Genomic DNA, 20,070 nt, shown 5'->3' with positions numbered 1-20,070 from the left:
CGAAGGGACGGTAGAGGTGGCTTCTGAGAATGATGCTGACGCTTTGACGCCGGCACGACGCAAACGAGTGCTGTTGGTGTGCTCGATGACCGTCGTGTGTACCCAGCTGTATCTAAACGCAATGAACGTGACTCTACCGGCAATTCGGGCGGATTTGCACGCCAGCACCGGGGAACTGCAGTGGTCGTTGAACATTTATGCCCTCGCTTTGGCAGCCATGCTGATGGTGACCGGAGCTTTGGGCGACCGTTTCGGACGCCGCCGCACCATGATTGTCGGCATGGCGACTTTCACGGTCGGTACCGTGTTGGCTGCCGTAGCGTGGATGCCGCTGGTGTTGATTGTCGGCCGCGGCTTGCAAGGACTGGGAGCCTGTATGCTGCCGGTTATCAGCCTCGCGGTCATCAACGAGGTGTTTCGCGACCCGGTGGAACGCGCGAAAGCCATCGGGTTTTGGAATGCCCTGCTCGGAGTCGGTTTAGCCGCCGGACCGGTGCTGGCTGGGGCGCTGGTGACCTGGGTCGATTGGCGCGCCGTGTTTTGGGCGCCGCTCCCACTGTTGGCGTTGACCCTGGCGGGCATCATCTGCGAAGTCCCCGAATCCCGTGATGAAACCGGGCGCCGCCTGGACATTCCCGGTCAAATTTTGACCGCCATCCTCATGGGTGCCTTGACCTATGACATCATCAGCTTCGGAGAAGGCATTTTTGGTCTCCGCGAGTGGATTCTCGCAGGGATATTCCTGGCAGCCTCCCTCGGCTTTGTGTGGCGAGAGACTCACACACCCTGGCCGATGCTAGATTTTCGTTATTTCCGTTCCGTTCCTTTCGTCGGGTCCCTGTCCGTCATGGAGTTCGTCTTTATTACCCACGGCGGTTTCATGTTCGTGTTTGCCCTCTACCTGCAGCTAGACCTGGGTTTCACCCCGTTGCACGCCGGGCTGATGATGCTGCCTCTGGCGCTTGCCAACACGGTCGCGGCCGTCGCGGCAGGACGTATCGTCGCCGCGGGCAACTACCGAGCGGCGTTCCTGACAGCCGGTATCGGTACCCTGCTGTTGGGCGTCTGCCTGCTGCCCCTGAACAGCACCGGTCCGGTCGTGTTGCTGTTCATGGCGACAACTTTAGCTGGGGTGGTACTGGCTTTTACCAACATGCCGGTGACGAACCGGGTACTGGCAGCCATGCCGGAACGCCAGGCCGGGGTCGCTTCTGCCACCACGTCCACTGCCCGCCAAATCGGCATGTCCCTGGGCATCGCAGGTTTCGGCGCATTCATGAACCTGGGAGTAGCGCGCGGCCTGCCCATTCACGAGGCTGCCCATCCGGCTTGGTACATCACCATCTTCCTGGGCGCCACAGTAGCCGTCATCGCGGTGGTGGTCACGACCGGCTGGGCGCACGGCACCGCCGCCCGGGTCCGGCAAAGCCTGAGCTGAGCGCGCGCCCGGCGAGGACTTTCAGACCTGCCAGGACCGCGCGCCCAACCGCCTAGCCCAGGAATTCCGGACCGGCTCGGGACGTCGACTGCGCCTCCGGCACCAGCCCGATTTTCAACGGCTTCGCCACCCGAACGGTCACCATCCATCCGGAAACCGAACAAGACTCCAGGTGAGAGCCGTTCTTGGTGGCGTATTCCCCGGCAGTTACACACCCGTCCCCGCCAGTCAACACGGCGGTAGCCCCGGCAATGGCAGCCAAATCGCTGGCCTGATGAGCGGCGGTCGAACCCACCGCTGCCACCCCGACCTGTGCCAAACCCAAGGTCAAAGCCAGCCCCAACAGAATCAACCCCAAGGCCATCACGGTTCCCGAACCACGTTCATCACGCAGCCCCTCCTGGAGCGACTCCTGTCGGACAGTTTCACCACGAATCTTCACGAGGAATCACCGCCTGCGCTTTGGCGCTCATACCGAGCATTCCGAGCATCGCGGGCATCTTCTTGGTGGCGCTACACTGCACGTCCTTGCCAGTGGTACTGACGCTCACCGCACCCGCAGCGCCCCCGGCACCCCCAAGCAACCGATTACCGGCTGCCACTGCTGCCGCGCTGTCCTCTCCAATAGCCACTGACCGGCAAGCTGCTCGTGCGGCAGTGTTGACCTGAACTCCTGCCATACCGGCTGCCCCGGTCAACGCCAAAGCCACCACAATCATGATGACTGCGGGAAAGGTCAACGCCAGCTCGGTCGTAACCATCCCGTGTTCCGAACTGAGACGCCGCCCCCGAACCAGCCAGCGACGCAACAAGCGCCGGCGAAGCTGCTGACGCCAACCTTTCCCGACACTCATCAACATGCTCAGACCTGCAAAGCCGCTTCGATGATGGACTGCAGCGCGCCTTTCAACTCGCCGCCTTTCATAATCATCAACAACAATCCCGCGAAAGCTGCCGCCGCCAGGGTACCGATGGCATATTCCGCGGTCGCCATGCCGTCCTCCTCGCCCTTCAGACGAGTCCAAAAAGACAGTGCCTTCATTTGTAATGCGCTTACCTTGTTCATTTTCTTTCTCCTTTTTGCAATTTGTCTCGCGGACCTTCCGCGTGACCGCCAGCCGTCACGGTGACGAACTGGCACCCCCCTTGTGCATTGACAAAGGGAAGTCTGTATTTCCCTCATGAAATGAGGTCCTCAATCGTGGACACCACCACCGGCACAATCCCCAGCGCAAAAAATGCCGGCAATAAACACACCCCCAGGGGAATCATCAGCCGCACCCCTAAACGTTCCGCCGCGTCGACAGCCCGGTGAATCTCCGCGGTCCGAGTTCGCGAAGCCCCGCGCACCAACAGAGGCACCGGAGAGGCGCCCTCCTCCCACGCCGGCTGTAACACGCTGGCTAAGTCAACCCACTTGCTATCCGCCTGCGCCCACGCCTCATCCCAGTCCGCCCCCAACAGCAGCATCCGCGCCACCACCGCCAAATCCGCCTCCTCACTCGCCGCCGACACAGCTTGCAGAGTGGACGTCAGAGACACTCCGTTTTGCTGACAGGCCGCAATAATGTCCATCGCCAAAGTCGGATCAAGCCCCGTCACAGAGCTGCCGGTAGCCTGGCGAATCATGGCGGCTGACCACAGGTTTCCTGCCACCATCAGACCCAGACCGATGACGAAAACCCAGGTGTTGATACCGCCTTGAAAAGCCATATCAATGACATCCACCCCGATAAACTGCGCCATCCCCAGCGCCGCCAAAGGCAGCACTCCTAGCAGGCGCGCGGTAGCTTTAGGACCGACCTGGGCGGTGTGACGTTTCGCGGCGGTCTCTAGTGTGGCGGCAATCCCGTCCGCAACCCGGTTCAAAATCTCTGCCAAGGGGGCTCCAACCTGGGTCGCTACTTGGGTGGCAATCAACATACCCCGCAAGGCTTGCGCGGCAGCCTCCGGATGACGTACCCGCGCCAGCGGGTTTGTTTCCGCCGTTCGCCCCGCCCGCCAGTGATTGAGCCGTTCCCACAGTCCCGACCGCGGATGAGCCACAAATGCTTGTATTGCCGCGTAATCCAGACGTGTATCCAGACGATGCAAGGTGGTGTCCCAGGCGTTGGCAATGTTGGCACCCGCCTCCAAACGAGTAGCAATTTCCGCACACAACAGCCCCACGTCTAAATCCCTCAGTCCCCGCGGTGCCGGGCACCTGTTCCGCTTGGAAAACACCGCACGCCACAGCGGTACTCGCTCCATACTTTTCGCGCTGCGAACCCCCCCTGCCTCGACGCGAGAGAGTAGGTCGCGCGGTTGTGATTCACGCCCGCTGCGTGACCCCATTCCCGCTAACAGTCCCGCCCCCGCGAGCAACACCACCGCTACCACCACGGTGACCAGCTGTGTCGAATCCATCAGCCCACCCCCTGAATGTCTGCCAAAACGTTGACGGACCCGGACGGCACCTGATTACGTTCCCCCACGGGGTTCCATTCCAACTGGGGAACTTGCCATTTTGGTGGCGGTGTGAGGGTGGCAACCCGGCTGGTTTCCGTCAGTTCCGGTTCGAGGTGCAAAAGTTTCGCGTCTGAGCGCACAAGTTCCGGATCCGAATTCACAAGTTCGGGGTCCGCATGTCCCGGTTTCGGGGTCACAAGGGCGGTGCTGTGGCTGGGGGTGTCCGTTACGGTGGCGGGGGAACCTGCCGCAGCGGACACGGTCGATACTGAGTCTCGTGGCGGCTCGGGCAATTCAAACTGGACGGCAAAATCCCGCCAGCCCTCTAACCGTTGCACCGCCCCAGTCTGGGGATTGAAATCCAACACCGCTTTTGCTGCCAAAGCCCCATCAGCACCACGGACTAACCGCGCCAACTGCACCACCGCGCGACGCACCCGACCGTCCTGATTACGAAACCGGCGCAGATGCACAATGACATCGAAAGCCGGCAGGGATTGGGCACACAAAGCCTCACGGTTCATGCCCGCTAAAGCCCCCAGAGCCTCCAAACGTGCCGGCACCTCCAGTGCCGAATTGGCGTGAACCGTCGCCCAACCGCCGCGATGACCCGTATTCAACGCCGAGAGCATCTCCCGGACTTCGGCACCCCTAGCCTCACCCAAAATCAAACGATCCGGGCGCATCCGCATCGCAGCCTTTACCAAATCGGACAGAGACACTCCCCCCGCTCCCTGCACGTTAGCCCCCCGTGCCTGCAAATGAACCACGTGGGGATGCGCGGGGCGCAGCTCCGAAACCTCCTCGATACAAATGAGACGTTCATCCGGGGCTGCCAACCCCAACAAACACGCCAGCAAAGTCGTCTTCCCCGTACCGGTGGCCCCGGTAATCAACCCCGACGCCTGCACCTGCACTAATCGGCGCAACGCCTCAGCAAGCCATGACGAAACCATGCCAGATGCCACCACCGCCTCCAAAGGTAGCGCCACCGGACTGGGCACCCGCAACGAAATCACCGCCGAATCCCCCGACAGTGGCGGCAACACGGCGTGCAGACGCACTCCTGAAGGCAATGTCGCATCGACAATCGGGGTCGCGTCGTCGAGCCGTTGCCCGGCCGCGGCAGCCATCCGTACCGCTGCCCGGCGCAGCGCCACGGCTGATCCCATGGAAAAATCCGGCACTTTTTCCAAACCTGCCCCGGCATCTATCCAAGCTTCCTCAGGGCTGTTGACCAGCAAATCCGTGACTCCGGGTCGGGTCAGCAGGGAACCGAGCGGCTCGTCGACCCCCTCTAAGGATTGACGCAGCCCGCGGGCACCCTGTGCCAACTCTCCGGTGGTGGTGGCAGCGGGAGCGGTCTGTAAAATTGCTTGTGCCGGATCTAAACCGGTCGCGACCAGGCGTCGCATTTCCCCAATGTTCATCGTCGTGTCCTCAGTTCCAAATGCAGCAGACTTGCCGCTAGAGTTTCCGTGCAGTGCGTCACTTTTCGGGGCAGCGGGGCAATTAGCCCGTCACAGCCGAAACTGTCCCAAATCCGCGCAGAATAGGACCAGTCCGAAACGTCGATTTCCGGATGAATTCCGCGCAGCGCCCGGCGGGCTTGCCGTGGTGGCAAGCCTCCGCCGGGAACCACGATGAGGTGTGTGGGACAAGGAAACTCCGGGGGTAGCGTTTCCCACGCCAGCAGCGCTGCGCGGGAATGATCAGCGACCCACACGACGGCATCCGCCCGTGCGGTTCCACGTGAAACTCCCGTCTCAGATAGCGCAGGTATCCCCGCTCCGGAGCCCAAATCCAGCACCAGGCACGGGAAAATCCCTGCCAAATCACGCAGCACGCCGGCAACAGTCTGGGGACGGACTATGGACCCCGAACCGCCCAGCAACGCCACGTTCTCCCATGTGGGCAGTCCCGCCGCGGCACGAAAACCCGGAATTTGCCCGGTCGTCTGCCAAGCCTGCCAATCCAAATCAGCCCCGCTGACCGGCGCGACCCACGCGTCTAAGGGCAGGTAGGAGCCACTGCAATCCACCCAGCAAACCGGAGGTAACGCACTAAACTCCCCGCTGCCACTAGTCCCGTCGCGGTCACCTGCAAATCGGGCTTCGCGTCCTCTGTTTCGGGAACGTACGCAGTTGCGTCGGAGTTCACCAGGGTGTCCGTCTCTCGGTTCGCTGTGTGCCACTACCGCGAGGGCATGTGCGAGCAATCCGGCGATGACCGTCGTCTTCACTCCCGGCACCAAACCGCGAACCATGACGGTGAAAGCACTGCCAGACTGGGGGAGCATGAGACCCAACACTTCACGCTCATCAGCTGGCAAAACCAGCGCTGGCCCCATTTCCGCCCTGCCGTTAGTCTCTCCCTGCAGACGCACCAGGTAGGTTCCCGTCGCCAATCGTCCCGGAAAGGCGGCGGCCGCTTGGGCAGAGCAAAAGACCGGACCGGCGCACGTCTCGGACCAGTCTCGTGGCGCCATGACCCGCAAATCCGCAGCCGCGAGCGTGGCGAGCATTTCGAGCTGTTCCCGCCAGGCTTTCTCGTGCGGTTCGCATAGCAGCGTCACCGTCTTGAAGGTATTGACCATGCCCCCAAGTTTTTGCTGTCGCCTGGCAGAGAAAAAGTGGAACAATTTTTACCTGTGGAAAACCCCAAAATCCCCGCCCTGTGGAAAACTGTGGAAAGCGTGGCGCTACCTGGGAAAACCTGTAAAACTTGACTCATTTTTGGGGAAGTTTAGTATAGCGTAGCCCCTGCGTTATACAATGGCTCGGTGTCAGATAACCTTCCGCAGCCTCCCCGGAATCCGGTTCCTCCACAGGGAGGCGATCCGCAGCAGCGCCGCCAGGGGCAACCGTTCTTTCCTCCTGCCCGTCCGCAGGTCCCGGTTAATCCCATGCAACCTGGTCAAATATCCGGCAATCCTCCCGTTCCTGCCTGGCGCCCCGGTCCCCAGACCGTTCATCCTCGGGTACTGCCATCTCGTTCCGCGGTGAGACGAGGATTGGTCCCTCAGCCAGGGCAACCCGTCCCCAACCCAGCACAAAACGTTCCTAATCAACCTTTTCCGGCGGCAAACAGGGGTGTCCCAACCGTCCCAACCGTCCCTAGTGTACCGATGACGCCGATGGCGCCGACCGTTCCCGCTGTTCCTGCCGTCCCTGTGCCTCCGGCAGCGACTATTCCTCCGGCTATGACCGCCCCCGCTGCCCCCGCGGTCCCGACTGCGTCTGCCATGCCTACTGCCCCCGCGGTCCCGACACCTCAACCGGCTCGTTCCGGTCAGCCCCAGCCCGTTCCGTCTACCCCGATTGGCGCTGGCGCCCCGCCTGCCGCGGCGGACGAAGAAATCGACGAGACAGAAACCGCCGCTTGGAGGACTGAACTCGCCGCCGCTGCCGCTCAAAACGAATTCGAACAAGTCGAGGCTCCTGAGAGTTTGAATCCTGAACCAGCTCCGACAGAGCCCCCTGCCAAGCGACCCGGCACTTGGAAACGTCTGTCACACCTGCGCGATCAGTCTCGTAACCTCGCGAAAACCGGGGTACCCAATCCTCCGCCCAGCACCCTGCGCGCCAATCTCATCGGAATTCTTACCGGTCTGTTAGTGGCACCCCTCGCGATGATTTTCCTGATTTGGGGTACGAAAACCGTGATGGATGCCAGTTATGGCGCAGGTGCGGTCGCCATCTTCCTGGGAATTTTTGAAATCCTGGCGGGAACCGCGCTGCTCTCCATAACCGGTGTAATCACGGGATATTACTCGTCGTTATCCTGGGCGATTTCTGCGCTCTGGCCCGTGCTGTTGACGGTCTTGGCTAGCCCGATTCGAGGCTTGGTGGCTTCTCACAACGACACTTTGACGGGAGCTTCGCAGTATTCGCTGTGGTGGGATTTCTTGGACGGAGTCTCGACCTTGACGGCGTCTGGATTGTTCCCCACTATGGCAATAGTCATGGTCGGGGCGTCTTTGGCAGCCCAGATTGCCTATCTGGAGGGGCGGGACTTCGCTATGCTGGAGCATCAACTCGGCGAAACCAATGACCGGGAGCCAGGTACTCCCATCGCCCCGCCTTCGCGTCTGAAGTATCACCTGCGGGCAATCGTGGTTTCGGTTGTCTGCACGGTCGCGGGCATGTTGTCGCTGATTCCGCTACACGACCGGTTGGCAGTAATTACTGGAGCGAGCGGTCACCTGTCCAAGCTGCCGGCGGTCGCGACTTACGGGCTGCCGATTCTGGGTATCCTGTTGCTGTTCATAGCGGTTTATTCCGGCTCTCGTTCCGCCGCGGGTCTGATGTTTGCCGGGGTTACCTGTGGCGTCATCCCGGGGGCGATTCTGGCTTTCGGTGAAGCGTCGACTTCCGGCTGGGCGGAACGCCTGGTCAGGATGCTTTCTGACTACCTCACGGCGTCCATGCACGTCTCGGGCGGACCGCTGATGACTTTCGGCTTTGTACTGATTGCCTGTGCTTTAACGTTGTGGTGGTGCCGTCAATCGGGTGTACGTGATCAAAAGGCAGATCTCGAGGCTGGTGCGTAGCCGGTCTTTCTCGGTTGTTCACCAGGAGTGAGCACGGGTTTTCGTTACTGTCTTCGGTTTTTCTCCGCGCGCCTAGTGAGCTTGGTCACTCTCGTGCGCTAACGTGAGTTCCGAGGTGACTGACGAAGGGAGACTCCCGTGACCGAAGAAAATCAGCCGGCAGAACTGCCCGACTACCTGCGTGATGCGTCTCAGGACGCCGCAAAGCCGTTGGACGGAGAAATCGATGCTGCCGAAGCGTGGGCGCAGGCTTTTGCGCAATCCGGTGGAGACTCCAATACCGATGCTAACGACGCTGCCAGTGCACAGACAGAATCCACCCCGGAAACCGTAGATACCGAGGCGGACGCACCCAAACATCCCCAGGGTCAGTCAACCACCATTAGTCCTGATAGTGAGGAAACTGCGGTTGTCTCGCAGACTTCGGTAGCGAATAGCGACACCCCCGTGCTCGCTTCTGCACCTGTGCCGGAGTCGGAGCCGGAATCTGAGACTGTGCCGGAGCGAGAACCAGAACCGGAACCCGATCCGGTCAGTGACACCTCGACGCAAGCCTGGTCCTCTTTTCTCAACGAAGAAACCATTGCAACTGCCGCTGATTCTGGTGCTGACGTGGTTGACGCTAATGACAAGGCTGCCACCCCTGTGCCCTCCGCCGATGACGTGGAAACCACGGTAGTGCGACGGAAGTCTCTCTTGGGAACAGAACCCAATCCAACCCCCCTGACGAACGCGGCTGCTGCTGACGCTATGACGACCGCGGAATCTGACCCAAAATGGCAACCGCGTCAACCGGAACTTTTGGGTAATGAAGACAAAAAACTCAACGAGTCCACCATATTGGCAGGCGCCTCTATCAAGCCGGCGAAGTTGAGCCGAGCTGGGGCACATGCCTGGTCCCTGGTGATCAGCATCATTGGCGTTCCTTTGGCGTGGGCATTTTTACGCCACGCCGGGGGGTTGCTTTACGGCTCCAACCATTCTGCATGGGAGACAGGCAAATACTCTTTAGAGGGACTCATCTTCCTGATTTTGGGTTTGGCAGCGGTCATTTTTGTCGGCAGTGTGGTGCGATTGTCCTCGCTGGGGATGTTTGTATCCGGAATTGTGCTCACGGTGCTGGGGGGCGCTTTCGTAGTGGTTCCCGGAGTGATGAAAAACGCGATCGGCTCCACTCTGCACGGACTGCAGGACAGCCCGCTGATGGCGCTGAAGGTGCTGAGTTACCTCATCGAATCTGCCGGGGCCTCGGGACAATTCCTGATTATCGGCATCCTGCTGATTATGATCGGCGTGGTGGGACATACCGCACGCCGCAAAGGTAGGGTGGACCAAATCGCTGACAAAGCCTTGGCACGTGCCGAAAATGCATAGTTTCCAGCAGTAACCAAAGGTTTAGATGAGGGAACGTCCGCGGTGGTGAGAAACAGCGATTTGGCAAGCCTGGGCGTAATCTGGGCAGAAGTGCTGGCGGGAATGGGTGCCAAGGTACACCAGACCGATTTAGAGGCGCGGTTTCGCCTAGCTGCTGAGGACACCCTGCAAGACCGAATTTTTCACCTGCATACGGGAAAAGTTAAGCTCACCCGCTCCACTTCGATGGGGCGCGATCACCTCCTGGAAGTGCTGGGGCCGACGGACACCATCGGTCTTAACGCCCTCACCGACCTCTCGGCGGGGGGTGGACAGGGGGTATCCCACCCCGGTCAACGAACTTCCACGGTCGCCCAACACCCCGAAAAATCGGGAACAGAGGGTCTGGACAGTACCCATCGTAGCGCCGGGCAAACCCCCGCCCGGATGTGGTTTTCTAGCGCCACCACCCTGGAACCGGTACGTCTGGACTGGGTTTTAGTCACGGATGCACGGGATTACCTGGAGAAACACCAGGCGCTGCACCTCGAGGTGCTGCGAGCCTTGAATCGGCAAACGGAGCTGCTCTATCAACGCACTATGGCGCTGCGGGATGTCGACGTGCCGGGACGTATCGCGGCAGCACTGCTGGAACTAATGGAAAGATTCGGTCAACCGCTAGAGGCGGAGACTACCAGTCAGTCCCAGTTGACCGGAGAGAGTGCCGCGAGCGACCAAATGTCAGGACAAAGCCCATCGGCAGTCGCGGGATTAAATGGTGAAAACCCACGAGAGTCCGGTCTTCCCACCACCGGGGTACGGCTGCCACATGGACTGTCCCAACTGGAGTTAGGTCAGATGGCAGGAGCCAGCCGGGAGACTGCTAACAAGGTGCTGGCAGATTTCATTGCCCGCGGCTGGATCATTCAAAAGCGCCGGTCAATTATCATCGTGAATCAGGAAAGGTTGCGGTATCGGGCGTCATAAACCGCCCTAAGGGCGCGCCCGAAACCGTCAAACGCTAAGCCAAAGGTCGTTTGAAGTAAGCGACCAGGGAATCTCCGCCACTCGGCCCGGGCACTATCGTCACCAGTTCCCAGCCGTCCGCGCCAAACTGATCCAAAATCGCTTTTGTGTTATGCACCATCACCGGTGCCGTCAAGTATTCCCACTTTGTCATAAAACCCACCTAAACGTGAGCGAGTTGAGCCCACACCGGCAACCCGCCCTTGTGAATAATCCCTAATGGACGCTACTTAGAGAGCGCGACTTCGCGGCGAGACGCACGCACATGAGCCAACACGTGCGGGGCGTGCTTCGTGCGCAGCTCCGCCGCCAGTTCGTCGTCGGCTTCGCGCAGCCAAGTCTCCCAGGAGCGCACTTCGGGATAACGACGCAGCATGGCACGACGCTCCCGCTCGGTCAAACCGCCCCAAACTCCGAAAGATGCGCGGGAATCCAGCGCATCTGCCAGACATTCAATGCGGACAGGGCATCCGTAACACATAGAACGGACTTCGCGTTGCGCTGCACCTTGGACAAAAAGTTGATCCGGCGGGCAGTCTGCGCAAAGCGCTTCCGCTGCCCAAGTTTGGTCTCCATTGACTGACATGATGAATCTTTCTTTCTCGAAAGCCAGCTTGCCCTTAACACCTTAGCTGCCGGTCAAAGGAATTTCAAGGGCGGGATTTTATAATTAAATCGAGAAAGATTTACGCGCGGCATACTGATTTTTTCCATTTGCATATCGGGCTTACGAAATGTCACGGCACCGGACCGCCAGAGGAAAGGTTTTCGGTGGTATCGCCGGGTTTAATTTAGAAAGAATCACGCCCGACCTTTAGGATTAACCCATGGGGAAAAATGACGCCGCAAGTTCAACTTCCGCACTGCCCAAGACCCGTAAGTCGCGAGTCCTCGCCCTTTTGGTCGCGTTCGTGGCGGCAAGCGCGGTCGCGGGCGTATTCACTGCCGGCTTGGCTCTGCCCGTGGTCGGTGCCGCTGCCATCGTCAGCGCCAAGGGAGCAGAAACCTTCGACGACCTACCCGCTGATTTCACTACTTCCCAGCCCTCGATGAAATCCATCATCACCGCAGCTGACGGCAGCCCCATCGCTGAGTTTTACGCGGAAAACCGGATAGTGGTCCCCCTGGCAGAAGTCGCGAAAACTCTGCAACAAGGGGTTATCGCCATCGAGGATCGGCGCTTCTTGGAACATCAAGGCGTCGACATCGAGGGCATGAGCCGGGCTATCCTGTCTAACCTGGCAGGCAATGACTTGCAAGGAGCGTCGACCCTCACCCAGCAATACGTGAAAAACCTGCTCATCGAACAGGGACGCGTGGCGGGAGACCCGGACATGATTGAAGCCGCCAGCGAAGCCACCCTGGAACGCAAAGCCCGCGAAGCCAAACTGGCAATGAGCCTGGAACAAAAAATGACCAAGTCTGAAATCCTAGAAGGATACCTGAACATCGCCCAGTTCGGACCCTCGGTGTACGGAGTAGAAGCAGCTGCGCAACACTACTTCTCTAAACCCGCCAAAGACCTCAGCCTTGCCGAAGCCGCCCTGCTGGCAGGAATTCCTCAGTCCCCCAACGGACACGACCCGGTCGCTCACCCTGAATCCGCCACCAAACGTCAGGCCATGGTGCTGGACGCGATGGTGCGGGACGGATACATCACCTCGAAACAAGCCCAAAAAGCCAAATCCATCCCAGTCGCGGAACTATTGAACATATCCAACCAGCAACAGGGGTGCGGACTGGCAGGCAACGCCTCGTACTTCTGTTCCTGGGTGGTTGGCGAAATCCTCTCTTCCCCCGAATTCGGCGCTACCTATGCGGAACGCCAACGGTTGCTGCTGCGCGGCGGACTCAACATCAAAACCACCCTTGACCCGAAAACTCAAGATGACGCCTACAACACAATTACCGGACGCATCCCGGTGGGTGACCCTTCTGACGTAAAGATTGCTCTGTCCAGCGTGGAACCGGGCACCGGCAAAATCAAGGCCATGGTCCAAAACACCAACTACGGTGTCGACCCCGGCAACAATGCGGTGACCGAAAACTCCTATAACGCCGACTACGCTCACGGCGGTTCCGCCGGCTTCATGACCGGATCTACATTCAAGGTATTTACCCTGACCCAGTGGTATATCGACGGGTACGGCGGTTATGACCAAGCCGGGGGACGCTACAGCATTCCCGCCAAAGACTGGAAGATTTCCTGCGCCCCGGAACTGGCTAACACCTGGAACTTTTCCGAAACCGGCGGCGCCAAGAAAGGTGCCATGACAGTGGCTAACGGCACCGCCAACTCCATCAACGGCGTGTTCGCGAATATGGCGACCAAACTGGACTTGTGCGACATCGCGAAAACTGCCGCCAAGATGGGGGTGAATGAACCTGATGGTTCGCCCTTCAAGCCAAACCCCTCTTTCGTTATCGGTGCCGGCTCTGCTACCCCGCTGCAGATGGCAGACGCCTACGCAACTTTTGCCGCCCACGGAGTCTACTGCAACCCCATCGGCATTACTTCCGTCACGGATTCCTCCGGGAAATCTTACGAGGTACCCGACGCAAACTGTCACCAAGTGCTGACCCCCGACGTAGCCGACAAAGTGGCTGTGACCTTAGAGGGAGTCCTGCACGCGGGCGGGCGATCCGCTGCTATTCCCCGACCGGCCGCGGGCAAGACCGGCACCACCGACCACAACGAAAACACCTGGTTCGTGGGCTTCGTTCCCCAACTGGCGGCCGCGGTGTGGGTCGGGCACGCCAACGCGAATATCCCGGTGGGACATCAAACTATCGGGGGACGCTACTACGGTTCCCTCTATGGTTCCTCGATTGCTGCCCCGACCTGGGGGACGTTTATGACCGCCGCTTTGGACGGGGTCCCGGTCCAGCCCCTACCGAATGTGAATCTGGGCTCTACCGGCGTGTTTGTGGGCGGAGGCTACAGGTCTAAGACTGAGGAAAGTCCGTCACCCATACCGGGGAATTCTGCCAATCCGGGGGCGTCTTACAACGGTGCCGGCAGTCCGGGGACCTCTTCCGGTGAGGGTGGGGCAAACCCCGGCGCTAATCCGGGAGCTAACAATCCGGCGCCTCCCGCTCCCGCACAGCCGCCAGCTCCGGCACAGCCCCCCGCACCAGCCCAGCCTGCGGCCCCGGCACAGTAAACAGCCAACCCCAACGCGGCAGGAAAGTAAAGGTAGACCCGATGAATCCCTCCTCGTGGACACGCGCCTGGACTGCACTGAAAGTCGGTGCGGTGACGGCAGGAGCAGTGGCGTGGAGTGCCGCGCGTGCCTCCCGCGCTTATCAGCTGCGCCATTTGACGGTTCCCGTGCCCGGAAGGGCGTTGCGGTCCATTGCCGCGCCGGGGACGAATGTGCCAGTGCCGCGTTTCGGGGTGGCGGGGACGCCTGAGTTTCCGGGCTTGCGGGTGTTGCACCTGTCGGATACGCATTTTTATCGCGGTCGCGAGGATTTAGTCGGCTGGTTACGCGTACTGGCGAAACGCGCGGGAACAGACTTTGACCTGGTTGTTTTGACCGGAGATATGCTGTCATCGAGCTACGGGGATGCACATTTGGTCACCCCGGCGCTGCAACCCTTCATCGACTCGGGAGTGCCGGGTGCTTACGTGTTTGGTGATCATGATTTCTTTGCCAGCCGCGTGGGCAATCCCTTGAAATACTTGTGGAGCACCAGTGAGTCCTCCAGGGCGGGTCCTGCCGTCGTCAAGCGGATTGGTCAGCCCGGTCAGGGCAATCACCTGACTCGGTTATTGGCAGATTCCGGGTGGCTGAACCTCAACAATGCGAACGGCAGTATGGATGTGCGCGGGGTGCGTCTGGAGTTTAGCGGGGTTAATGATCCGCATGGGCATCGGGATCGTTACGTGGGTTTTGACGGCGACGGTTCGGGTTCACTAGGTTCGAGCGGTGGCGCGGGTCGGAGCGGTCAAGACGGCGAGGTCGTGAGTGGTGAGGTCGTGAGTGGTGAGGTCACCAGCGGTGACGTTTCGGGAAAGGTCGCGGGGTCGGGTACTAGCGGACCGCACCAGGGCGGTTCCACAAGTGCCGGGGGGGTCGGCTTTTCCAATGAATACTTGCGTGCGACCGGTCGCAGCCTTCGCCTGGGACTGTCCCACGCCCCTTATGCGCGCGTGCTCAATAGGTTCCTTTCGGACGGCACTGACCTGGTCTTTTGTGGACATACGCACGGGGGGCAGGTCTGTTTACCGGGCGGTCATGCCCTGGTGACAAACTGTGATTTGGATCCTCATTTCGCCTCTGGTCTGTTCAAGTGGCAAGCCGAAGCGCGTCCTGGACACGAGTGCAACATTGGGGAATTGGACCGGGCGAGTATGAGTGTATGCGTCAGCCCCGGTCTGGGGACCTCGCCATTCACCCCCTGGCGCGTGTTTTGCCCCCCAGTGGCATACATCGTCGAGCTGGTCGCTGCCGAGTCTGTACCCGCAAAACGCTAGCCCCCTGTGCTGCTGCGCCGCTGCAACGCTTTTACACGGACCCGCTTTATACACTGCGCCGTTATGCCGCGCCAGCATTACGAATTACGGGAATCAATAATTGAGATCTGGCGGGATGAATTGGCCAACTTTGGACAATTTCCACTGGTTTCCATCCCAGCTATAATCCACCGGAAACTGACCGAAAGGACACGCACAGACACGAGATTTTTCATACAGACCATAAACCAAGTGAATAGTGTCAGTACCAACCTGCATATCCAGAATCGGCGTACCGTGGTCCCCCTCGGCTAAACCTGCGTTGTCAATAGCTTTGGCCAAAGTTGTATACGGTTCCCATTTCAGGGGTACCTTGTTGAGGTCAGCGTCATAGAACCCCACGTAACTGTAGGTATTTATTGAGCCTTGGTCGCAAGTAAACAACGCGGCAAGTAACTCGCGATTACCCACCTTCATGGGCGCAGCCACCTCGAGATTTCCGCCAATTTCGGAGTTACTTCCATTAATATCCCATGTCCCGTTAACCAGCTGAACGGTTCCATCATTATTTTGTATCGCACCATCAGCACAGACACCCTCGGGCATCACAATCCGAGAGTTCATCAAGGTTTCCACGTTGGGTAGAGGTTTAGTTGGAACAGTCTGCGATTTAGAGCCTTTGGTTTGTTCTAAAGAGCCCAGGTCCACATCCGTTAACGTATTCCAATCCACGGTGAGTTCTTCTACCAGGTAATAGGCAGTGTCATCTGAGGGCGCGGGTTTCATCAGACCTTTTTCTCGTGGTGTAACCCCAGGTAAAAAGGGGTTCTCCCAGCCAGAACTTTCATCGGGGTTATTCAAGCCTGCATCCGCAGATTTCTCCGTTTCCGGGTACAGTTTCGGATCCTGATGCAATATGAAAGGTCGGTCACTATCGACCGGCTTCAGTTTGTTGGCTTTCCGCAGTTCATCTGACGAAAACATACCTGTGTCGATTACCTGTTTCAATTGACTGCCCACGGGGAATACCATCAGGTAATCCTGGATCTTCCACTTTGCCCCGCTCCAGACACCTTTGAAGTCCTCTCCCGCAGCGACTTGTCCGTTCTGGCACCCATCGACATCTATTCCGCTCAGAGTGTTACCGCACCAAGGGAATAAGTATTCTGTGGGCGTTAGTTCATAAGCGCCGAATCCCAGTTTCCACAGGCTATTCTGGTCGTAGTCCATAGAACATACTGACTGTACACCGTTCTCACACGGGTATAGCTTAACTACGCCCTCGTTGTAATCAACAGCCTGTCCAAAGGCACCTTCGACTAGATTCACCTCGTACCCTAGCGAGTCCTTATCATCTATGCGGAGGCACTCGCCATTGTTGCGACACCAGCGCCCGACTGTTGCCTTGCTGTAGAGTTCCTCCGGGGCAGACCCGGTAACGCTGCCTCGATTGGGCTTGGCCATTAACTGGTCGTATTCCTGTCGTAAGCCTTTAGAATCCACTCCGTAATACAGTGTTACCTTTTGTCCCGAATGAAGCGAAACTCCTGGTGATGGATTAGTGCCGACAACTTTCCCCACGTTTTGTCGTGAAGCCAGATGCGCCACGTAGTTAACTTCGTATCCGCGATTCGTGAGCTCTGTTTCTACCGTCTCTGCATCTCGTCCGTACACATCCGCGGGAATGCTGGAACCGTCGGTGGCGATGGCGACCCCCACATAAATGCCTGCGCTATGTTCGCTTTCAGGCAGTCCCGAACCTGGACTGGGATAAGTGGCTACAACCGTACCTAGCGGATGCTTGTTAGTGTTCTCAACAGGGATACCCTTGTAATGAATAGTGACTCCCATCTTGGCTAGTTCCGGCTCGACAGCTCGAGCTTTTTTACCTGAAATCCCCGTGGGAACTCCCGGACCGGTGGAAGACAAAACAGCAACCGACTCGCTACGCCGGATATTGTCACCGGGTTTGTGCCCTTCATAAGCAACGAAAATGCCCGGTGCCAGACCTGAAAAAGCATCTCTCTTTACAGCTCGGATACCCTTACCTTTGAGAGCTTTGACAACGGCATCAGCCCGGACGTTGCCGTTCTGGTCAGCAGTTACCAGTTGCGTTGCTTCCGGCAGTCTGGTCGTTCCCCACCACCCAACCAGGTAAGTAATGACAACCATGCCAATGAGCAATGCTGTTACCAGGGAAGAAATCGCCACGATGAGAAAAGTGCGGGTGCGGTTTTCAGCAGTTGTTCCGGTCAGATTGTTCGATGCAGGCATAAATTCAGGCAACTGAACTCCTAGAAGGCAGAAAACTGAAGATATTAAGCGCAATTTTAACATGCCTCGCGGTTCTTACTGCGGTGTTGAAGGATTTTGCCGCACCTAACGGCCTTACGTTCCTTTATAGGTCTTTATATCTTTTTCCTTGTTGGTTCATAAGGCGGGTGCGGGTCGTCCCGTGTAAGCTGCAGTTCTTGCGTGAGTTCCAGCAGCCCGCAAGCAAACCCGCACACCCCGCCCATCCAAGACTTCTGGAACATGATTCACACCACCCCAGAATTTATCGAAAAAGCCATCATCTACCCCAAACAAGACCTCGTGAACCTGTGAACTATGAGCGACAATCAGCTAGATCTCAACCGCGTCGACATCGAACGCAAACGATTCCGGATTTAGTTTCACCATTACGCAAACATAGGGCATCTTTTCTGCTGGGGAAAAGCCCAGGAATAAAGAGATCAAAAACAAGTGTCTATGAACAAAACCTGGACAGTCCAGTTTTCAGTTTTGGCGCGTATCCCAAGGGTTGATGATTACTAGGTCTAGGTACTGGAAGTCTTTGACGTTGCGGGTGGCAAGGGTGGCGTTATGTACTTTGGTTATGGCAGCGATGAGTGCGTCGAATCCGCTGATGGGGCGTCCGATGCGGCGGCGTTTGGCGATGATAGTGGCGTAGTAGTCCGCAGCCATGCTGTTTACCGGTAAGCAGTCTCCCAAGGGCGAGAGTACCTGTTTGATTCCTCTGTCCAACCGGTCTTTTCTCTCTCCATCGGGTAATAGCGCCACGCCGGAGAGTAGTTCGGCGCGGGTAATGACGGTGGTGCGCGGTATTTCGCTCAGGTTTTGTAGCCAGGTGAGAACTGCAGGGTTGGGCATTGGTTTGAGCAGTTCGGAACAAACATTAGTGTCGAGGATTATCATGGCAATTCTGGAATACGAGCTTGGTCACGAGGGGGAATTTCGAGCTCTACGCCGCCAACTGATTGACCCAGTTCCAGCATTTGCTCTGGCCAGGTTCCATTCTGTGGTGGGGTGGAGGTCGGAAGTGGCTCACGCACAGTGTCGTGGATAATCGCACGGATTTCTGCGGACATAGAGCGTCCATTGCTCGCCGCGCGGATGCGCAACATGCGTTTGTCTTCTTCGTTCAAATCTCGCACTGTGAGCATTGTCATTATCGCACCCCCTGAAAGCAACGACTGCATTGCATGCAATTATACCTCAGCCAGTGACAAAAAATGGGGTGGGATGTGTGACGGGGTGCTGAGAAACAAATTGAAAAAGTCTGTTCAATCCAGGGTTCGCACCCTCCTTGATAGGAGTCTGCGAAGGTCCCCAAAGATGGAACTTGATACGGAAAGGCACCGGCTCCGAAGAAGTATGCGCATTGCCGTCCGAATCCCGCCAGCTAAACTCACGCTGAGGCCAAGTAGCCGGAACATCAGGGTCGTTAGACTTCGCCTTAACATGACCAGTGTCATGGAAAGGAGTACCAGGCTCGATAACCTTAGACGAAATGTCAGAGGAAAACTCCAGGGAAACGTCCTTTACGATGTCCTTCATATTACCGTTTTTGTCGGTAGAAATGGTCTTTAGACGAGCAGAAAGCAAATTCTGGTAACGGTATTTTCTACCTAAAGGGTACTGCTCCAACAAAACATTATCAGGAATATTATTAATCTCAACTTTATAAGACCAATCTTTAGTACCTGTACGAATCAACCCAATTGGTATAGTAGGGCTATAATTCTCGTCTAAAGGATACTCCCATACTTTAGGCTGACCTGGAGCGTTAATGGCTATGTCGCCTGTCAAAGTAATCTTTACCCTCGGGACATGGGTAGACATGCCAGTGCGGTAACCCCACCATGCGTTTTTCTGAGCATTAGTAACACCAATGTTAGTTAGAGAAGCCGTTTGACCAACCTTACCTTTATCTTTACCACCTTCCCAATTTATCTTCACATCACTCATCTGTAAATCCTGAGTACCCCAGAATTGTGCGTTTGCGACTACCATATTAGCAAAGTCTGCTACCGACCCGCCCATGGCGTAATGCCAAGGAGTTCCGGTAAGTCCAGCAATTGCTTGCTTAATAGCCATACCCCGATAGGGGTCTTCAGCAGGTGGGTCATAACCGAAAGCAGCAATTGCGTAACCAATTTGCTTGATAATATTAGGGTCATTAATAGTCTTAGAACGTGTATAATCTGGCTCTAAGTAGATAGAGTTAGTTGGAGCTGGTGCTGTGTAAGGAACAGCTGAGGGGCTAGAACCATTACCAGGACCAGGTCGGTGGTCCATAAGAGAACAATACGCTGCACCTATCGACCAATCGGTGGAACGGTAAGTAGTCCCATGCCAACCAACACGCATCTTAGGGGTCATCATAACGTTACCGGCATTAGCCGTGGACTGGTTATTGACAATAGCTACGCTCGCAATCAAAGCAGATGATAGGGCGACAGATAATGCAATAATAAGAGCAATGAGTTTCTTAGAAATCGTTTGTGTCAT

General features: G+C 57.7%; 19 protein-coding genes. 7 read left to right on the top strand and 12 right to left on the bottom strand.

Annotated elements, in window-relative coordinates; translation table 11 throughout:
• Positions 1 to 16 precede the first annotated feature (16 nt).
• Positions 17 to 1,438, top strand: a complete 1,422-nt coding sequence (locus HMPREF0576_RS07585; protein ID WP_004008704.1) for an MFS transporter — start codon at positions 17 to 19, stop codon at positions 1,436 to 1,438.
• A 52-nt stretch (positions 1,439 to 1,490) separates the two neighbouring features.
• Here HMPREF0576_RS07585 and HMPREF0576_RS07580 read toward each other — a convergent pair whose 3' ends face one another.
• The 6 genes from HMPREF0576_RS07580 to HMPREF0576_RS07555 form a co-directional block, all read right to left on the bottom strand.
• Positions 1,491 to 1,880, bottom strand: a complete 390-nt coding sequence (locus tag HMPREF0576_RS07580) for an Rv3654c family TadE-like protein (protein WP_004008705.1) — start codon at positions 1,878 to 1,880, stop codon at positions 1,491 to 1,493.
• Entirely contained in the window at positions 1,864 to 2,292 is a 429-nt protein-coding gene (locus HMPREF0576_RS07575; protein WP_245527374.1) for a pilus assembly protein, read from the bottom strand. Before HMPREF0576_RS07575 ends, HMPREF0576_RS07580 begins: the two co-directional genes overlap by 17 nt.
• Before the next feature lie 8 nt (positions 2,293 to 2,300).
• The gene (locus HMPREF0576_RS07570) at positions 2,301 to 2,504 is read right to left on the bottom strand and encodes a DUF4244 domain-containing protein (RefSeq protein WP_004008707.1); all 204 of its coding nucleotides are present in this window, start codon (positions 2,502 to 2,504) and stop codon (positions 2,301 to 2,303) included.
• 113 nt (positions 2,505 to 2,617) lie between these two features.
• Positions 2,618 to 3,844 carry a type II secretion system F family protein gene (locus HMPREF0576_RS07565; RefSeq protein ID WP_004011370.1) on the bottom strand — a complete coding sequence of 409 codons (1,227 nt, stop codon included), beginning with the start codon at positions 3,842 to 3,844 and terminating at the stop codon, positions 2,618 to 2,620.
• On the bottom strand, positions 3,844 to 5,316 hold the full coding sequence (locus tag HMPREF0576_RS07560; RefSeq protein WP_004011369.1) for a TadA family conjugal transfer-associated ATPase: 1,473 nt from the start codon (positions 5,314 to 5,316) through the stop codon (positions 3,844 to 3,846). The genes HMPREF0576_RS07565 and HMPREF0576_RS07560 overlap by 1 nt, the downstream gene beginning before the upstream one ends.
• Entirely contained in the window at positions 5,313 to 6,482 is a 1,170-nt protein-coding gene (locus HMPREF0576_RS07555) for a hypothetical protein (RefSeq protein WP_004008710.1), read from the bottom strand. Before HMPREF0576_RS07555 ends, HMPREF0576_RS07560 begins: the two co-directional genes overlap by 4 nt.
• Positions 6,483 to 6,668: 186 nt before the next feature.
• Here HMPREF0576_RS07555 and HMPREF0576_RS07550 point away from each other — a divergent pair, with 186 nt between their 5' ends.
• From HMPREF0576_RS07550 to HMPREF0576_RS07540, 3 genes are all read left to right on the top strand, one after another.
• The gene (locus HMPREF0576_RS07550; protein WP_036324379.1) at positions 6,669 to 8,438 is read left to right on the top strand and encodes a hypothetical protein; all 1,770 of its coding nucleotides are present in this window, start codon (positions 6,669 to 6,671) and stop codon (positions 8,436 to 8,438) included.
• Between the two features lie 138 nt (positions 8,439 to 8,576).
• The gene (locus tag HMPREF0576_RS07545; RefSeq protein WP_004011366.1) at positions 8,577 to 9,812 is read left to right on the top strand and encodes a Yip1 family protein; all 1,236 of its coding nucleotides are present in this window, start codon (positions 8,577 to 8,579) and stop codon (positions 9,810 to 9,812) included.
• A gap of 42 nt (positions 9,813 to 9,854) precedes the next feature.
• Positions 9,855 to 10,778: a Crp/Fnr family transcriptional regulator gene (locus HMPREF0576_RS07540; protein ID WP_004011365.1), complete on the top strand. Its 924-nt coding sequence runs from the start codon at positions 9,855 to 9,857 to the stop codon at positions 10,776 to 10,778.
• A 34-nt stretch (positions 10,779 to 10,812) separates the two neighbouring features.
• Here HMPREF0576_RS07540 and sp36 read toward each other — a convergent pair whose 3' ends face one another.
• Both sp36 and HMPREF0576_RS07535 read right to left on the bottom strand, forming a co-directional pair.
• The gene (gene sp36, locus HMPREF0576_RS09330) at positions 10,813 to 10,971 is read right to left on the bottom strand and encodes a Sp36 family protein (protein WP_004007743.1); all 159 of its coding nucleotides are present in this window, start codon (positions 10,969 to 10,971) and stop codon (positions 10,813 to 10,815) included.
• A gap of 72 nt (positions 10,972 to 11,043) precedes the next feature.
• Positions 11,044 to 11,403, bottom strand: coding sequence for a WhiB family transcriptional regulator (locus tag HMPREF0576_RS07535; protein ID WP_036324376.1), 360 nt, complete (start codon positions 11,401 to 11,403; stop codon positions 11,044 to 11,046).
• A gap of 241 nt (positions 11,404 to 11,644) precedes the next feature.
• Between HMPREF0576_RS07535 and HMPREF0576_RS07530 the strand changes: the two genes are divergently transcribed.
• The gene (locus HMPREF0576_RS07530) at positions 11,645 to 13,981 is read left to right on the top strand and encodes a transglycosylase domain-containing protein (protein ID WP_004011363.1); all 2,337 of its coding nucleotides are present in this window, start codon (positions 11,645 to 11,647) and stop codon (positions 13,979 to 13,981) included.
• A 41-nt stretch (positions 13,982 to 14,022) separates the two neighbouring features.
• Positions 14,023 to 15,297, top strand: coding sequence for a metallophosphoesterase (locus HMPREF0576_RS07525; protein WP_004011362.1), 1,275 nt, complete (start codon positions 14,023 to 14,025; stop codon positions 15,295 to 15,297).
• Between the two features lie 93 nt (positions 15,298 to 15,390).
• On the opposite strand, the gene HMPREF0576_RS07520 is transcribed toward HMPREF0576_RS07525, so the two are convergent.
• The gene (locus HMPREF0576_RS07520) at positions 15,391 to 17,550 is read right to left on the bottom strand and encodes a PASTA domain-containing protein (RefSeq protein ID WP_004011361.1); all 2,160 of its coding nucleotides are present in this window, start codon (positions 17,548 to 17,550) and stop codon (positions 15,391 to 15,393) included.
• A 201-nt stretch (positions 17,551 to 17,751) separates the two neighbouring features.
• Between HMPREF0576_RS07520 and HMPREF0576_RS07515 the strand changes: the two genes are divergently transcribed.
• Positions 17,752 to 17,883, top strand: coding sequence for a hypothetical protein (locus tag HMPREF0576_RS07515; protein ID WP_004011360.1), 132 nt, complete (start codon positions 17,752 to 17,754; stop codon positions 17,881 to 17,883).
• A gap of 171 nt (positions 17,884 to 18,054) precedes the next feature.
• Here HMPREF0576_RS07515 and HMPREF0576_RS07510 read toward each other — a convergent pair whose 3' ends face one another.
• From HMPREF0576_RS07510 to HMPREF0576_RS07500, 3 genes are read right to left on the bottom strand one after another with little or no spacing between them, the layout of a single operon-like run.
• On the bottom strand, positions 18,055 to 18,474 hold the full coding sequence (locus HMPREF0576_RS07510; protein WP_004011359.1) for a type II toxin-antitoxin system VapC family toxin: 420 nt from the start codon (positions 18,472 to 18,474) through the stop codon (positions 18,055 to 18,057).
• A complete protein-coding gene (locus HMPREF0576_RS07505) occupies positions 18,471 to 18,728 on the bottom strand; it encodes a FitA-like ribbon-helix-helix domain-containing protein (protein WP_036324372.1) in 258 nt (85 codons plus the stop codon). Before HMPREF0576_RS07505 ends, HMPREF0576_RS07510 begins: the two co-directional genes overlap by 4 nt.
• 46 nt (positions 18,729 to 18,774) lie before the next feature.
• The gene (locus HMPREF0576_RS07500) at positions 18,775 to 20,070 is read right to left on the bottom strand and encodes a hypothetical protein (protein ID WP_036324369.1); all 1,296 of its coding nucleotides are present in this window, start codon (positions 20,068 to 20,070) and stop codon (positions 18,775 to 18,777) included.

This window comes from Mobiluncus holmesii ATCC 35242, from assembly GCF_000185445.1.
Classification (GTDB): domain Bacteria; phylum Actinomycetota; class Actinomycetes; order Actinomycetales; family Actinomycetaceae; genus Mobiluncus; species Mobiluncus curtisii.
This window is presented reverse-complemented; position numbering and strand designations above follow the sequence as displayed.